This window comes from Halomonas salipaludis (assembly GCF_002286975.1).
In the GTDB taxonomy this organism is placed as follows: Bacteria; Pseudomonadota; Gammaproteobacteria; order Pseudomonadales; family Halomonadaceae; genus Franzmannia; species Franzmannia salipaludis.
Genome location: NZ_NSKB01000006.1, coordinates 162,796 through 177,818, shown reverse-complemented (window position 1 = coordinate 177,818; position 15,023 = coordinate 162,796). Strand labels below are relative to the sequence as shown.

Here is a 15,023-nt window from a genome sequence, read left to right as displayed (position 1 = left end):
GAGTGCAACACATTCATTGGATTGTTGGTGGGCTTTCAAGGTGCTTATCCATCAGTTCGCTCAACACTTCTATCGGGTATATAAAGTCGAAGTGTTTTCTAGGCCGCATACTCTGCTCGAAGGCAATCTCGCCTAGTTCTTCTTGGCTGTGCACGAAGAGACCCGTCCGTTTCGGTAGATATTGACGAATAAGGCCATTGATATTCTCGTTGTCTCCACGTTGCCAGGGGCTAGCTTCCAACAATCCCATGATCCAATCACGCACGGCGACGATAGCCGGCTCTTCGAGTCGCTAAGAGGGCATCGACTACGACAAGGAGGAGCAGGCCGCCGCCTAGCGCAGCACGGCTTCTTCTCTCAGCCGCCCGGCCAGCAGATCGATGAAGGTCCGCACCTTGGCCGCCGGGCGGCGCCCCTCGCGATGCACGATATGCACGGGTAGCGGCAGCGACTCGAACTCCTCGAGTACCGTGACAAGTTCCCCGCGCTCGAGCTGCGGTGCGATCTGATACGACAGCAGACGCGTCACGCCCCAGCCGGCGGCCGCTGCCTGCGCGGCACCGTCATTGACGTTGATCACCAGGCGCGGCTTGACCCGGTACGACACTCCCTTCTCTCCAGCCTTGGGAAAAAACGTCCACTCCGGCTGCAGTGCAATATCGCTGGCCATGACGATGCGATGCTGGCCGAGGTCATCCGGATGCTGCGGCCATCCGTGACGCTCGAAGTAACCGGGAGCACCGCAAACCACGCGCCTCACCTGCCCGACACGCACGGCACGCAGCGATGAGTCGGGCAGCTCGCCGATCCGCACCGCCACGTCGAAACCCTCGTCGACCAGGTTGACCACCCGATCCAGAAACACCGCATTGGCGTTGACCTCGGGATACTCCTCCAGGTAATCGAGCAGGGTCGGCAGCACGAAGAGCCTGCCGAACAGCACCGGCGCGGTCACGTTGAGTTGTCCGCGCGGCATGGCGGCAAGCCCCGCCGCCGATTCGTCGGCCTCCTTGACGTCTTGAAGGATGCGGCGGCAGTCGTCGAGATAGCTCGCCCCCGCTTCGGTCACCCTCACTACCCGGGTCGTGCGCGTCAGTAGCCGCACGCCCAGCCGCTCCTCCAGCTCGGCAATGGCACGCGTCACGGCGGGCGGCGAGAGCCCCAAACGGCGCGCCGCCCCGGCAAAGCTCTCCTCCTCCGCCACGGCGAGGAATACCGCCATCAAGTGAAAGCGATCCATTCATTGTTCCGAAAAAAGAAATGGCCAATTGCATTCTATGACAATTCTTCAAGGTTTCGAAATACGTCAGGCTTGTCGTGTCCCTTTCGAGGAACTTCGCCATGACACGTGCCTTCAAGACACTCACCTATACCCCTTCGGTTCGCGCCGCCCAGGCTCGCTACGGCAGCCGGGAAGCCACCAAGCCCGTCGACCCGGCCGAGGTCGAACGTGACGTTCTCAGCGCGCCGGTTCGCGAATTCATTGCCGCCCAGGACCACTTCTTCATGGCCAGCGTCGGCGAGAATGGCTGGCCCTATGTGCAGCACCGTGGCGGAAATCAGCGAACGCATCCCCGCCAACAGCCCCGATTCCGCCCTTTGAAGGCAATGAACGGAGTGATTCCCATGATGGGAATCGGCAAATTTCAGAGACATATCACCTTGGGAGAGAACATCATGAATCTGCGCAATATCTCGACGTGGTTCAAGCAAGGCCGCTACCGCTCTGCCAACCATCGCCATCATGTCGCACTGAAAGAGTGCGACGCCCGTATGCTGCGCGACATCGGGCTCTATCGTGAACGTGGCCGGCTGATGCCGCTCCATCCGGAACGAGAAGAGCAGTGACTGTTTGGCTCAGCTCTTGATACGAACGAGAGGCGGGCAGGCGCATGTCACATTACACCCACCTGAATCGTCATGACAGTGACGGCCACTCGGCCTTCGACTCTCTACCTCAGCGATTCAGGAGCCACAACATGAGCCAGAACACTCTGTTCATCACCCACAGGGCACTGCCCTGCAAGCGCGAAGAGGTACGGCGCGTGTGGGAGACCCACCTGGCACCCAGCATCCAGGCGCGCCAGGTCCACGACGCCTATTTCTACTGTTACGATGACAGCGATCCGGACGCCATTCGCGTCTTCCAGCGCTATGCCGACGGTGCAGATGCACAGGCCTTCATGCAGGGGCCGGCATACGAAGCCTATGTCGCCGCGGTAACGCCCCTGCTGGCTCATCCGCCCGAGATTCATGCTGCCACCGTGGCCTGGGCCAAGGACAAGGCGGCTCCGGTTTCCGAGACAGCCTGATGCCTTCCGCCGATTTGCTTCACTTCGAGGAGGCCAGCCCCATGCTGCTGGGGCTGGCCTATCGCATCCTCCAGCTGGCCGACTCGCTCTCCACCGCCTTCCTGCTGCTGGAACGCCTCTCGCCCAAGGAGCGGGCCGCCTACCTGCTGCATGAGATCTTCGATACGTCCTACGCCGAGATCGCCGCCATGCTCGAGATCAAGGAGCTGGCCTGCCGCAAGCTGGTATCCCGGGCACGAAGCAACCTCCAAACCGCCGAGGAACGGCACACCCCACCGCGGGAATGCCAGCAGGCGCTGCTGGAGGCCTTCCGGCTCGCCATCACCGAAGGCGCCACGGCACGGCTCGCCAACCTGCTCTCGGCCGAGGTTCGCCTGAGTGCCGACGGCGGCGGCAAGGTGCCCACCCTGCTCGAGCCGCTGCACGGCAAGTCGACTGTACTCGACTTCCTGGCCAGCCGGTTGAGCCAGTACTGGGCCAACTATGAATGGCGTGAAGCCGACATCAACGGTGGCTGCGGCTTCGTGATGTGCAGAGAGGGAAATGTCGTCGCGACGGTGACCTTCGGCTACGACCGCTCAGGCCAGGCTATGGATACCTTCATCGTGCGCAATCCCGACAAGCTGGCACGGCTGACGTCATGACTGGCGCTCGACTATCGCACGACAGCCGCTCTCTCTGGCTTGGGGATCCAGCAACCCGATGATCCACTCGCGCACGGCCGCGATGGCCGGCTCCTCGAGCCGCTCGGGCGGGTAGACGAGCTGGAAGGGAGCGGCCTGAACCTCGGGGCCGAATGGCTGTACCAGGCGCCCTTGGCGCAGCTCCTCCTCGATCAGGTGCCGGCTCATCAGGGCTATGCCCTGGCCATCTAGCGCGGCGGTGATGCCATGGGTCTCGTCGGAGAACATCAGCCCGGCGCTGACGTCGAGCCCCGACACCTGGACCTGGCGCTGCCAGGCCGCCCAGTCCAATGGTGCGGGCGAAGAGAAGTGCAGCAGCGTATGGCGCACCAGTTCGGCCGGTTCACGCAGCTTCAGCACGGGGCTGCAGACGGGTACGAAGACGTTATCGAACAGCTTCTCCGCGACCAGCCCGGGCCAGGGGCCCTCGCCATAGCGAATCGCCATGTCGGCGACGACACCATCCAGGGCAACCGCTTGGTGGGAAACCTGAATGCTCAGGTCGATCTGCGGGCGGGCATCGCGCAGCAGGCAGACCCAAGGCAACAGCCAGCGTGAGGCAACAGCCGGTGTGGTGGAGAGCGTTACCGCCTGCCGCGTCGGCGGACGGCGCAGCTTGGTCACCGTCTCGGCGATGGCGTCGAAGGAGTCGCTCAGCACGGTGAGCAGCGCCTGGCCCTGAGTCGTCAGCACCAGCTGCCGCGGCCGCCGCACGAACAGAGCCACGCCCAGGCTCTCCTCGAGCTGGCGGATCTGATGGCTGATCGCCGTCGGCGTGACCGAGAGCTCCTCGGCGGCTCGCTTGGCGCTGAGATGTCGCGCCGCCGCCTCGAAGGCGCGCAGGGCGGAGAGCGAAGGGAGTCGTCGCGGCATCATGGCTGAATTTTATTTTCCGTTATCGAAAAAGAATCGTCGTTTGTCGACCCATAAGGCTTCTGGCCTGATGGCATTAACCGTCAAGAGACGGCTGAAAGAAACTCACCTGGGAAATGCTATCAGATAAAGGAGCCACCCATGACACGCTTACTTCACCTCGATGCCAGCCCACGCCCCGGCCGTGCCGGCAGCCAAGACCACGGCTCGCACACCCGCCGGCTGACCCATCACTTCGTTTCCCGCTGGCGCACTCTGGAGCCAGACGCCGAGATCGTCTATCGGGATATCGGCGCCAACCCACCACAGCTCACCAGCGTAGAGTGGATCGAGGCCGCCTTCACATCCCCCGAGCAGCAGACCGATCCGATGCGGGCGGTCCTTGCCGAGAGCGATACGCTGGTCGACGAGGTCGTACGGGCCGATATCCTGGTGCTCGGCGTGCCGATGTACAACTTCGGTCCCTCGGCTGCCTTCAAGGCCTGGATTGACAATATCATCCGCGTGGGCCGAACCGTCGACTTCGACCCGCATTACACCGCCCACCCTCACCTGCCTCTGGAGGGCTACGTACCGCTGCTGGCCGACCGCCCCCGTCACGCTGTGCTGCTCTCCTCCCGCGGCGGTTACGACTTCGGCCCGGGACGCCCCCTGGCCGCCCTCAATCACCTTGAACCGAGCGTGCGCACCGCACTGCAGTTCATCGGTATCAGCGGCTTCCATGACATTGCCATTGAGCACCAGGAAGAAGGCGGCGAGGCGCTGGCGGCCTCGACCCAAAGCGCCCTGGAGCGCATCGATCGGCTGGTCAAGCAATTGCACAGTGAAGTTACGGCCAAGCGCCAACTACAGCCGGCCTGAGGGCAGACAATGGCCGAACTCCGGGGCGCTTGGCGCCCCGGCTTCATCCCTGTAGCCTCTGTCAGTCGGCGCGTCGTCACACGGACATGGCCGCTATCCGATAAATCGCAGGAACGTCGATATGCTGATTAAATCCGTACCCAGCGCCGGGGCACCTCTCGATCTTCTGCTGGAGGCCGATCCCTCGCTAGACGCCATCAAGCACTACCTCGAACGCTCGATCTGCTGTGTCGCGACAGTAGGCGAGGAAACCGTCGGCGCTTACGTCATCCAACCCCTTGGCGACGATGTTTATGAGCTGATGAACATTGCCGTCGCCCCGGCACATCAGCGCAAGGGCATCGGCGTACGGCTACTGGATCACGCCATTGCAACGGCTCGCGAAGCGGGTGCACGGCGCCTCGAACTTGGCACCGGCACCTTCAGTTATCAGCTCACCTTCTACCAGCGTGCGGGATTTCGGGTCGTCGCCGTGGAGCGAGACTACTTCCTGACCCACTACGACGAACCGATCTACGAGAATGGCATCCAGCACCAGGACAGGCTGCGGTTGGCTCTCGAGTTTTGAGCTATCAAGAAGCCTGGCCGACCGCTGCCCTATCCGTCACCGGGTCGGCCTTGGCACCGGCCGCTTCGCGGCGCTCCGAGTAGCGATCCACCAGCGTCTCGGCGTGAGGCCGAAGCAGCAGGGTGAAGCGCACCAGCTCCTCCATCACATCGGCGATACGGTCGTAGAGCGGCGAGGGCCGCATGCGGCCGGCCTCGTCGAACTCCTGGTACGCCTTGGGCACGCTGGACTGGTTGGGGATGGTGAACATGCGCATCCAGCGCCCCAGCAGGCGCAGGGTATTCACCGCATTGAACGACTGCGAGCCGCCGCTGACCTGCATCACCGCCAGCGTACGCCCCTGAGTGGGCCGCACCGCCCCCATGCTCAGCGGCAAGTGGTCGATCTGTGTCTTCATCACGCCGGTGATCTGGCCGTGGCGCTCGGGGCTGCACCACACCTGCCCCTCCGACCAGATGGCCAGCTCGCGAAGTTCGCGCACGGCAGGGTGATCGTCGCCGGCCACCTGGTCCGGCAGCGGCAGGTCGGAAGGGTCGAAGATGCGTGTTTCGGCGCCGAAGTGGCGCAGCAGCCGCGCCGCCTCCTCCACTGCCAGGCGCGAGAAGGAGCGCTCGCGCAGCGAACCGTAGAGCAGCAGGATGCGTGGCGGATGGCCGAGCGGATCGGGTAGGCCCTGGCCGGGCCGCTGGAGAGCGAAACGCTCATCGAGTGCCGGGAGATGGTCGGGGTCGGACAGTGTGCGAAGCCTCATGTCGCCTCCTTCATGGCGTGGGTTTGCAGAACGAGCAGCGCCACCAGGGCGGCGAGCCCCAGGGCCGAGGAGAACAGCAGCGCCTGTGTGCCGAAGCGCTCGATCAGCAGAGCAAAGGTGAGCGGCGCCAGCGCCTGGCCGAAACGTGCCGGCACCATCAGTACGCCCTGACGCAGGCCATAGCCATGGGGACCGAAAATGGCCAGCGGCAGCGTGCCCTTGGCGATGGTGAGAATGCCGTTGCCGGCGCCGTGCAGCAGCACGAACAGCGTGGCCAAGGGCGCTCCCAGCGTTATTACGCCGAGTGCTCCGATGGGGTGGGCTATGACCGCCAGCTTGGCGGAAAGCAGCGGATGGAAACGCTGCAGTAGCGAGAACTCGAGCAGCCGCGCCGCCACCTGCGCCGGCCCCACCAGCGCCGCGGCGGCAATGGCGGCGGCTGGCGACAGGCCTGCGATCTGCAGCAGCCACGGCAGGTGCGCCGCCATGCCGGTGCTGACGAACCAGGTCACGGCGAAAACGAAAGCCAGCAGCGCCATGGGCAGCCAGGTCGCCTCTCCCTCTGCCGCTGTCGCCTCGGCGCGCGTTGCGGGCGGCTGAATGCCGAAGGGAATCAACAGGCGGTTGAGCGGCAGGCCCAGCAGCAGGTGCACCGCCGCCCAGGTGAAGCAGGCGTTCTGCCAGCCGAATTCGGCGTTGAGCCAGCCGGTGATCGGCCAGCACACGGTGCTAGCGAAGCCCGCCAATAGGGTAATTCCAGTAATCGGGCCGCGCGCCTCGCGGCCGTAGAGCCCGGCCAGGGTCGAGAAGGCCGACTCATAAAGCCCCATTCCCATACCGACGCCGATCACCAGCCACCCCACCCACAGCATCGTGGGCCCGCTAGCCAGCCCCAGCAGCACCAGGCCAAGGGCGAACACCAAGCTGGAAACCGTCAGTACGTCGCGCCCGCCGAAGCGATCGATGCGCCGCCCCACCGCCGGGCCCAGCACCGCCGAGACCACCAGCGCCGAGGAGAACGCCGCGAATACCGTGCCGGTCGTCAGGCCGAGATCCCGTGCCATGGGCACGGCGAGGATCGCCGGCAGGTAATATGTCGAGCCCCAGGCCAGGGTCTGGGAGACACCCAGAGCGACGACCACACGAGTGCGGTTGCTCATCCCATACCTCGATCAACGAGGTATCGAGGCCTGAAAAAACGCCCTGCGCTCATCCTTCATGCTCCTCCCGCTTCATCGACCCGCCCGCCATGCGGCGGCTCTCGACGATGCAATCGGTGGCTTCCAGCCAGGCATCCACCGCCACCTGAAAGGCCTCCCGGCCCTTTTCCGTCAGCGCGTAGACCTTACGCGAGCGCCCCTGCACCACCTCGGCGGTGGAGCTCAGGTAGCCGCCCGCCTCGAACTCGTTGAGCATCGGGTAGACCGTGCCCTCCGACGGGCTGCAGCAGCCCTTGGTACTCTTCTCCACCGCCTGCACCACCTCGTAGCCATGCATCGGCTTGCGGTGCAGCACGCTGAGCACGAAGAACTTCGACAGCGACATCTTGATCGTGCCGTGCCAGTACGAAGGCTCGCTGTAGTCGGGAATTTTGCGGCCGGTGGCCGGTTCGGATTTCACTTGGATCATAACTGAAACCTATACCTCGACGATCGAGGTGTCAAGACAGATCGATTTCCTCTCGCCCCATGCCGGCAGCCTGCTCACGCACTCCTGCCAGCATCATGGCGAGCCCGAATTCGAAGCGACCGTCGAAATCGAAGAAGCGTCGCGCCATCAGCTCCGTATCGAGATGGCGAAAGTCAGGACTTGCCAGCACCTCGCCGAGGGAAGCGGTAATGGTCGCCGTGGCCTCGCCGGGTTCGTCGGGCAGCCCCTGCTGCTCCAGCGTTTCGCCGAGAATGAAAGAGAGCAGCGTGGTCATCGCCCAGAGCGCCCGGTCGCGGTCGAGCCCGGCTTTCACCAGCAGCTCCATGAGTGTTTCGGCGCCGCGCAGGGTGCTGTGCTTGGCGGAATAGCTGCCACCCACGATACGCGCCCCGTCACGATACCTCAGCAAGGTACGCCGTAGGCGCCGGACGAACTCGGCCAGATTGACATAGGCATCCTCGTCATCGAGCCCGCCCAGCGGAACGGCGGCCACGACGGCATCGGCCATCTCATCAAGCAATTGCCGCTTGTCGGCCACGTGGCGGTAGATCACCGGCGCCTGCACGTCCATGGCATCGGCCAAGGCTCGCATCGTCAGCCCATCCAGGCCATCCCGGTTCACCAGGAACAGCGCCGCCTCGGCGATCTGCCGTACGCTCAGCTTCTCCTTCTTCCGCCGCCGACGCTTCGGCGCACTGTCGTTTTCCGTCACGCGAATTCTCGCTTCGTGTCATTTGTCGCTTGACATATTAACATCGTTAACAATACATTCAAGCCAGGCATATTAACGGCGTTAACAAAATGCTCCCGATGGCGTTTCAACTCCTACTCACACCGCCCAGATGGCCACGTATTCTGCTCTTCCTGTCGGTCGCGCTGGTGCTTACCGCCTGCACCGAGGGGGGCACCAGCACCGACAACGAGAGCGTGATACGCCCAGTGCGGGTGGAAAACGCCATGTCGCTCCCTGCGCCGAGCCACCGCTTCGTTGCTCGCGTGGAAGCCGCCAGCACTGTCGATCTGGCTTTCCGGGTCGACGGCCAACTCCTTGAGCAGGGCCCACGCGAAGGCGCCCTCGTACCACACGGCGAAACCTTGGCAATGCTTGATACCACCGACTTCGAACTGGCGCTGCGCCAGGTGGAAACGCGGCATGGGCAGGCCCGGCGGGAGTACGAGCGCCTGCGCCGGCTGCATACCCAGAACGCCGCCTCGACGGCGAGCTTCGAGCAGGCAGAGGCCGAATTTCATACCCAGACCGTGGCGCTCGAGCAGGCTCGCCGGCAGCTCGCCTACGCCCGCCTCGAAGCCCCCTTCGACGCTCTGGTGACCCGCAGGCTGGCCGAACCTTTCGCCACCGTGGCCGCGAACACGCCGATATTGCGCGTGCAGGACATGAGCGAGCTTCGCCTGCGCTTTCATGTGCCCGAGCGGCTCAGCGCCCTCCTCGAGCACCCCGAGGCGTACCGAATGGAGGCCATCTTCGAGGCCGCTCCCGAACGGCGCTTCCCGGTCCGCTATCGGGAGCACCGCCCCCAGGCCGACCCGGTAGGGCAAAGCTATCCGGTCAGCGTAGCTCTGCCTCGTCCAGACTCGCTCGAGCTGTTGCCCGGCATGACCGCGAATCTCGTCGTCACTCGGCTCGACTCCGAGCCATCCGGCGTCACGGTGCCGCTTGCGGCGCTGGACCCCGGCAACGATGGCGAGATGCGCGTCTGGCAGTTCGATCCCGAGTCGCAAACGGTAACGCCACGCTCCGTCACCCTCGGCGCTGCACTGCCCGACCGCGTGACAGTGCTCGACGGCCTGGCGGCAGGCGAGCCGATCGTCACTTCCGGCACCCACCTGCTGCGCGACGGCATGCGGGTCAGGCGCCAAGCGCGCCTCGACTAGGACACGTTCATGGACATCGCCCGCACCGCCATCGACCGCCCCGTCCAGACCTGGCTGATCATTCTGGCCTGCCTGTTGGGGGGCCTGTGGGCAATGCTGACCCTGGGCCGGCTGGAAGATCCCTCGTTCACCCTCAAGACCGCCATCATCACCACACCCTACCCCGGGGCGAATGCCGAGCAGGTCGAACAGGAGGTCACCGAGAGGCTGGAATCGGCCATCCAGCAGCTGCCGGCCGTCGACTACGTTCGCTCGCGCTCACGCCCTGGCATCTCCGAGGTCGAGGTCGAAATCAAGCGCGCCTATCCCAGCCGCAACATGCCGCAACTCTGGGACGAGCTGCGCCGCAAGATCGGCGATGCCCAGGCCAGCCTGCCCCCGGGCGCCGGCCCTTCCCTGGTCAACGACGATTTCGGCGATGTCTACGGTATCTACTACGCAATCACGGCGCCGGAACTGAGCGATGCGGAAATTCGCGATCTGTCGAGGTTCCTGCGTCGGGAGCTGCTGACGGTGAACGGCGTGGCCAAGGTCACCACCGCCGGCGAGCGCAGCGAGACCTTGTACGTGGATCTCGACAGCGAGCGTCTGGCCAGCCTCGGCGTACCGCTGGAGCAGGTGATCGAAACCCTGCGCGCTGCCAGCGCCATCGCCGAGAGCGGTGCCATCACCCTGGATGAGCGCCGCCTGCGCATCGCCTTCTCCCAACAGTTGGCGAGCCCCGCTCACCTGGAGGAGCTGCGCATCGGTCGCCCCGGCACCACCGAGCAGATCCGCCTGGGCGATATCGCCACGATCCGGCGCAGCACAACCGAGCTGCCCGACCACCTGATCCGCTTCAATGGAGAGCCCGCCTTCACGCTTGCCGTGGCCGGGGTGGCCGACGTCAACATCGTCGAGGTTGGCCAGGCGGTGGACGCCCGGCTGTACGAGCTACAGGAACGAATACCGCTGGGCGTCGAGCTCCATCCGATCTACGAGCAGCACCGGGTGGTCGACGATGCCATCGGCAGCTTTCTCGTCAACCTGGCGCTGGCCGTGGCGATCGTCATCGGCGTGCTGTGCCTGTTCATGGGCTGGCGGGCCGGCCTGGTAGTGGGTGCCACTCTGCTGCTGACGGTGCTAGGTACGCTGCTGTTCATGCGCGTGCTCGGCCTCGAGATGGAGCGCATCTCGCTGGGCGCGCTGATCATCGCCATGGGCATGCTGGTCGACAACGCCATCGTGGTGACCGAAGGCATGCTGATCGGCATGCAGCGCGGAGCCAATGCCCGCGACGCCGCCAGCACCGCCGCCAAACGCACCCAGATACCGCTGCTCGGCGCCACGGTCATCGGCATCATGGCGTTTGCCGGCATCGGCCTCTCGCCCGACACCACCGGCGACCTGCTCTTCTCCCTGTTCGCGGTGATCGCCGTTTCGCTGCTGCTGAGCTGGGTACTGGCCATCACCGTCACGCCCCTGCTGGGGCACTATCTGCTGAGAACGGTGCACGAAGCCAAGACGCCCTACACGGGCAGGCTCTATCGAGGCTATCGCCGGCTGCTAGAGGGCGTGCTGCGCTGGCGCCTGCTTACGCTGCTGAGCCTCCTCCTGTTCACCGCCGGCTGCATCTTCGCCTTCGGTTTCGTCAAGCAGGCCTTCTTCCCCGCCTCGAATACGCCCATCTTCTTCCTGCACTACCAGCTGCCCCAAGGCACCGACATTCGCGCGACGGACCGTCACATGCAGGGTCTCGATGATTTTCTGCGCGCGCAGCCGGAAGTGCTGTCGGTAACGCAGTTCGTGGGGCGCGGCGCCAGTCGCTTCGTGCTTACCTATACACCGGAACGGCCCAGTTCCAGCTACGGTCTGTTCATGATCCGCACGGCCGAGCGCGACCAGATAGAACCGCTGGCAGCGCGGCTGCGTCAGCGGCTCGACGCACATCACCCCGATTCGCAGACAAGGATCGAGCGCCTCATGTTCGGACCCAACGTCGTCAGTATCGAAGCACGCTTCTCGGGACCCGATCCGGTCATGCTGCGCTACCTGGGCGACCAGGCCAAGGCAATCATGGAGCGCGACGCCTTGCTGACGGACATCGTCGACGACTGGCGCCAGCGCGAACTGGTGCTCGAGCCGGTATTCGACGAGGAGCGCGCTCGCATGGCGGGAGTTCAGCGCGACACGGCCATGCGCGCACTACAGTTCGCCACCACCGGTATTCAGGCAGCCCTCTATCGCGAAAACGATCGCCTGCTTCCCATCGTGCTGCGCCCACCCGAGCACGAGCGCCTGGACGTGACGCGCCTGCATGAGAGGCAGTTGGAAAGCGCCAATGGCAACGTACCTATCCCGCTGCGGCAGATCATCGAGCGTTTCGACACCACCAGTGAGGAGAGTGTCATCCGCCGCCGCGACCGCATGCGCACCCTGACAGTTCAGGCCATTACGGTGAGTGGCGTTACCGCCAGCGATGGCCTTTCACGCATTCGCGCGCCCATCGAAGCGATTCCCCTGCCCCTCGGTTATCGCCTGGAGTGGGGCGGCGAATACGAGGCCTCCGGCCGCTCGCGGGCCTCGCTGCGCGCCCAGCTGCCGTTGGGTTTTCTCGCCATGCTGGTGATCAGCGTGCTGCTGTTCGGCAAGTGGCGCCAGCCGCTGATCCTGTGGCTGGTGGTACCCATGTCGATCTGCGGCGTGGTGATCGGGCTGCTGGCCAGCGGCATGCCGTTCACCTTCACGGCGCTGCTCGGGCTGCTCAGCCTCTCCGGCATGCTGATGAAGAACGGTATCGTGCTGCTCGACGAGATCGACGCCCAGATCCGCGAGGGCAAGCCCGGCGGCCCGGCCGTGGTGGAAGCCAGCGTCAGCCGCCTGCGGCCGGTGGTACTGGCTGCCGGCACCACCATCCTCGGCATGCTGCCCCTGCTCGGCGACGCTTTCTTCGCCAGCATGGCAGCGACGATCATGGGCGGGCTCGCCTTCGCCACGCTGCTCACCCTGGTCGCGATACCGGTGCTCTACGCCCTGCTGTTCGGCATTCAGCCATCGCCAGGGCATGCTTCGCGATGAGAGTGTGGACACTACAGCTCACGACGCCAAACCTGGCCTACCAGGTCCTTGCCGAAGCTGTGATGGGGCTCTTCCTCCACCAGTTCGAATCCTGCTTTTTCATAGAGCCGGCGCGCATCGGTCAGTACGCTGTTGGTCCACAGAATTATCTTCCGGTAGCCGACCTGGCGGGCGAACCTGAGGCACTCCTCCACGAGCCGACTGCCTACCCCAAGGCCACGGGCGCAGGGATCGACGTAAAGCAGCCGCAGCTTTGCGGTCGTGTCGTCTTCCCGAACGATGAACACGGACCCAACGACGCTGCCATTCTTCTCGGCGATCCAGCACCGCTCCCAGCGTGGGTCGAAGTTGCGCAGGTACTTGGCGACGATCTCCGCAATCAGCGCTTCGTACTCTGTGTTCCAACCGTACTCCTGCGCATACAGCACCGCCTGGCGATGGACGATCCACCCCATATCGCCTGCTTGTGGATCGCGCAGCAAGTAGCTCGCCCCCCCGTCGCCGAGCAGGCCCTTGATTTGGCCCATCGCCTCGACCAGCCCTTGCTGCTCGGGCTCCGACAGTTGCTGCAACATGGCAACGACTTCGCGCTGTGACGCCTCGTTCAGTGGCCTGTAAGTCGCCCAGCCCTGCTCCGTCAGCTGCAGTTGCGCCGCTCGCCTATCCGACGCCGAGGGAGTCTTGGTAATGAGCCCCTGCTTTTCGAAGCCCTTGAGCACCCGGCTCACATAGCCGGCATTGAGACCAAGCTCTCGGCAGATATCGGCGCTGGTGAGCATCGGCTTATGCGCCAGCTCATACAGGATGCGAACCTCCGTCAGCGAGAATTGACTCTCCAGAAGGTGCTCGTGCAACACCCCAATCTGCCGCGTGTAGAAACGGTTGAAGCTTCGTACGACCCCGGCGCGCTCTTCAAGAAGCTGATCTGTTCTCATGGAAAAAGCCTTTAAACTTGCCTAAAGCAAACAATTAGCTGCTTTAGGCAAATATGTCAATGGTCCGTGCGCAGCACTTGTCCTCCTGTCGAATCCGACCCCACCAGGACGACTACCTCGTGCAAAGACAGCAACAGGAGAACTCCTCATGTCAGCGCACGATGCAATATCCCACCCCGTCGTCTCCCGCGATGAATGGCTCGCCGCCCGCAAAGAGCTACTGACAAGGGAAAAAGAACTCACCCGCCTGCGCGACGATCTGAGCACCAAGCGCCGCGCTTTGCCGTGGGTGAGGGTCGATAAGGAATATGTCTTCGATACGCCAGAAGGCCGCAAGACGCTCGCCGCGTTGTTCGAGGGTCGCAGCCAGCTCATTGTCCATCACTTCATGTTCGGCCCCAGCTGGGGGGCGGGCTGCATCGGTTGCTCCTTCACGGCCGACCACATCGAAGGCACACGGATACACCTCGAGCATCATGACGTGAGCCTGGTTCGGGTCTCCCGCGCCCCGCTCGACGAGATCGAGGCCTACCGGCGGCGCATGGGCTGGCAGGTGACGTGGGTCTCCTCCCACGGCAGCAACTTCAACTACGACTACCAAGTTTCATTTACCCCCGAAGCGATCGCCCAGGGAACGGCCACCTACAACTACGCCACGGCCAACGTCTCGATCGAGGACCTGTCCGGCCTCAGCGTGTTCTACCGAAACACCGATGGCGAAATTTTCCATACCTACTCGACCTACGGGCGCGGCGACGAACTCGTCGACACCACCTACATGCTGCTCGACTTGACGCCCCACGGCCGTAACGAAACCGGGCCTCACCGCAACCTGATGGATTGGGTGAAACGCCACGACGAGTACGAATCAGCAACTTAGCGAGTGCCGCCCGCCTCGGAGCCGCTCCACGGCGGTAAGCGATGCTCGACCGGGGAGGACTGGACGATTGCGGTATTGGTCATCGCGTAGGGAATGATTTCGTCGATCAATCGCTCCAGATGCTCGACCGATGCCAGGTGCGCTCGGGCGATGAAGCAATCATCGCCCGTGATACGGTCGCACTCGGTGATTTCCGGCAGCCCTTTCAGTAGCTCGGCGACCCTTTGCAGTTGGCCCGGTATCGGCCGGATGCGCAGCCACGCGGTGAGCGACAAGCCAAGCGCCCGAGCATTGACCCTGACGGTATAGCCCTCGATGACCCCCGCTTCCTCCAGGCGCTTGATCCGCTCCGACACGCTGGGTGGCGACAGGCCGACGAGACGCGCCAGCTCCGCGATGCTGATACGCGCATCGGCGACGAGCGCCTGCAACAATCGCCGATCCGTCGCGTCCGGCACTCCATTTTCGTATCGAAGACGTTTCATGAAATTCCCCTTCTCTTCGTGAGAATTACCTCAACTATCCCTTACTTCATGCATGCCATTCCCGCTCCTATCTTT

At 64.0% G+C, this 15,023-nt stretch carries 16 protein-coding genes and 1 pseudogene; 8 read left to right on the top strand and 9 right to left on the bottom strand.

All coding sequences use genetic code 11. From position 1 onward, the window contains the following. Positions 1-13: 13 nt before the first annotated feature. Positions 14-232: pseudogene (locus CK498_RS16485) on the bottom strand (IS30 family transposase); the annotation flags it as partial. 102 nt (positions 233-334) lie between these two features. Continuing rightward, positions 335-1,240, bottom strand: coding sequence for a LysR family transcriptional regulator (locus CK498_RS16480; RefSeq protein WP_095621950.1), 906 nt, complete (start codon positions 1,238-1,240; stop codon positions 335-337). 101 nt (positions 1,241-1,341) lie between these two features. Here CK498_RS16480 and CK498_RS26195 point away from each other — a divergent pair, with 101 nt between their 5' ends. From CK498_RS26195 to CK498_RS16465, 3 genes are all read left to right on the top strand, one after another. After that, entirely contained in the window at positions 1,342-1,848 is a 507-nt protein-coding gene (locus tag CK498_RS26195; protein WP_095621949.1) for a hypothetical protein, read from the top strand. Between the two features lie 131 nt (positions 1,849-1,979). Continuing rightward, complete coding sequence (locus tag CK498_RS16470; RefSeq protein ID WP_095621948.1) at positions 1,980-2,312, top strand: putative quinol monooxygenase; 333 nt, start codon at positions 1,980-1,982, stop codon at positions 2,310-2,312. Then, the gene (locus CK498_RS16465) at positions 2,312-2,956 is read left to right on the top strand and encodes a sigma factor-like helix-turn-helix DNA-binding protein (RefSeq protein ID WP_095621947.1); all 645 of its coding nucleotides are present in this window, start codon (positions 2,312-2,314) and stop codon (positions 2,954-2,956) included. Before CK498_RS16470 ends, CK498_RS16465 begins: the two co-directional genes overlap by 1 nt. Here CK498_RS16465 and gcvA read toward each other — a convergent pair. Beyond that, on the bottom strand, positions 2,951-3,871 hold the full coding sequence (gene gcvA, locus CK498_RS16460; protein WP_095621946.1) for a transcriptional regulator GcvA: 921 nt from the start codon (positions 3,869-3,871) through the stop codon (positions 2,951-2,953). The genes CK498_RS16465 and gcvA overlap by 6 nt on opposite strands. Before the next feature lie 138 nt (positions 3,872-4,009). Here gcvA and CK498_RS16455 point away from each other — a divergent pair, with 138 nt between their 5' ends. Together CK498_RS16455 and CK498_RS16450 are read left to right on the top strand one after the other, a co-directional pair. Then, a complete protein-coding gene (locus tag CK498_RS16455) occupies positions 4,010-4,729 on the top strand; it encodes an FMN-dependent NADH-azoreductase (RefSeq protein ID WP_095621945.1) in 720 nt (239 codons plus the stop codon). A 121-nt stretch (positions 4,730-4,850) separates the two neighbouring features. After that, the gene (locus CK498_RS16450) at positions 4,851-5,297 is read left to right on the top strand and encodes a GNAT family N-acetyltransferase (protein WP_095621944.1); all 447 of its coding nucleotides are present in this window, start codon (positions 4,851-4,853) and stop codon (positions 5,295-5,297) included. Between the two features lie 4 nt (positions 5,298-5,301). On the opposite strand, the gene arsH is transcribed toward CK498_RS16450, so the two are convergent. Genes arsH through CK498_RS16430 form a run of 4 tightly spaced genes read right to left on the bottom strand, consistent with a single transcriptional unit; the run spans position 5,302 to position 8,410 of the window. Next, a complete protein-coding gene (gene arsH, locus CK498_RS16445) occupies positions 5,302-6,048 on the bottom strand; it encodes an arsenical resistance protein ArsH (protein WP_095621943.1) in 747 nt (248 codons plus the stop codon). After that, entirely contained in the window at positions 6,045-7,208 is a 1,164-nt protein-coding gene (locus tag CK498_RS16440) for an MFS transporter (RefSeq protein WP_095621942.1), read from the bottom strand. Before CK498_RS16440 ends, arsH begins: the two co-directional genes overlap by 4 nt. Positions 7,209-7,257: 49 nt before the next feature. Next, on the bottom strand, positions 7,258-7,677 hold the full coding sequence (locus CK498_RS16435; RefSeq protein WP_095621941.1) for a PadR family transcriptional regulator: 420 nt from the start codon (positions 7,675-7,677) through the stop codon (positions 7,258-7,260). 31 nt (positions 7,678-7,708) lie between these two features. Beyond that, a complete protein-coding gene (locus tag CK498_RS16430; RefSeq protein WP_095621940.1) occupies positions 7,709-8,410 on the bottom strand; it encodes a TetR/AcrR family transcriptional regulator C-terminal domain-containing protein in 702 nt (233 codons plus the stop codon). A gap of 98 nt (positions 8,411-8,508) precedes the next feature. Between CK498_RS16430 and CK498_RS16425 the strand changes: the two genes are divergently transcribed. Together CK498_RS16425 and CK498_RS16420 are read left to right on the top strand one after the other, a co-directional pair. Further along, positions 8,509-9,591 carry an efflux RND transporter periplasmic adaptor subunit gene (locus CK498_RS16425; RefSeq protein WP_176475816.1) on the top strand — a complete coding sequence of 361 codons (1,083 nt, stop codon included), beginning with the start codon at positions 8,509-8,511 and terminating at the stop codon, positions 9,589-9,591. A 9-nt stretch (positions 9,592-9,600) separates the two neighbouring features. Beyond that, positions 9,601-12,648, top strand: coding sequence for an efflux RND transporter permease subunit (locus CK498_RS16420; RefSeq protein ID WP_095621938.1), 3,048 nt, complete (start codon positions 9,601-9,603; stop codon positions 12,646-12,648). A gap of 11 nt (positions 12,649-12,659) precedes the next feature. Here the strand turns inward: CK498_RS16420 and CK498_RS16415 are convergent, their stop codons facing one another. Further along, positions 12,660-13,583 carry a bifunctional helix-turn-helix transcriptional regulator/GNAT family N-acetyltransferase gene (locus CK498_RS16415; protein ID WP_095621937.1) on the bottom strand — a complete coding sequence of 308 codons (924 nt, stop codon included), beginning with the start codon at positions 13,581-13,583 and terminating at the stop codon, positions 12,660-12,662. A 148-nt stretch (positions 13,584-13,731) separates the two neighbouring features. Between CK498_RS16415 and CK498_RS16410 the strand changes: the two genes are divergently transcribed. Further along, positions 13,732-14,463 carry a DUF899 domain-containing protein gene (locus tag CK498_RS16410; protein WP_095621936.1) on the top strand — a complete coding sequence of 244 codons (732 nt, stop codon included), beginning with the start codon at positions 13,732-13,734 and terminating at the stop codon, positions 14,461-14,463. Here the strand turns inward: CK498_RS16410 and CK498_RS16405 are convergent. Continuing rightward, complete coding sequence (locus CK498_RS16405) at positions 14,460-14,948, bottom strand: Lrp/AsnC family transcriptional regulator (RefSeq protein ID WP_095621935.1); 489 nt, start codon at positions 14,946-14,948, stop codon at positions 14,460-14,462. The genes CK498_RS16410 and CK498_RS16405 overlap by 4 nt on opposite strands. Positions 14,949-15,023 lie beyond the last annotated feature (75 nt).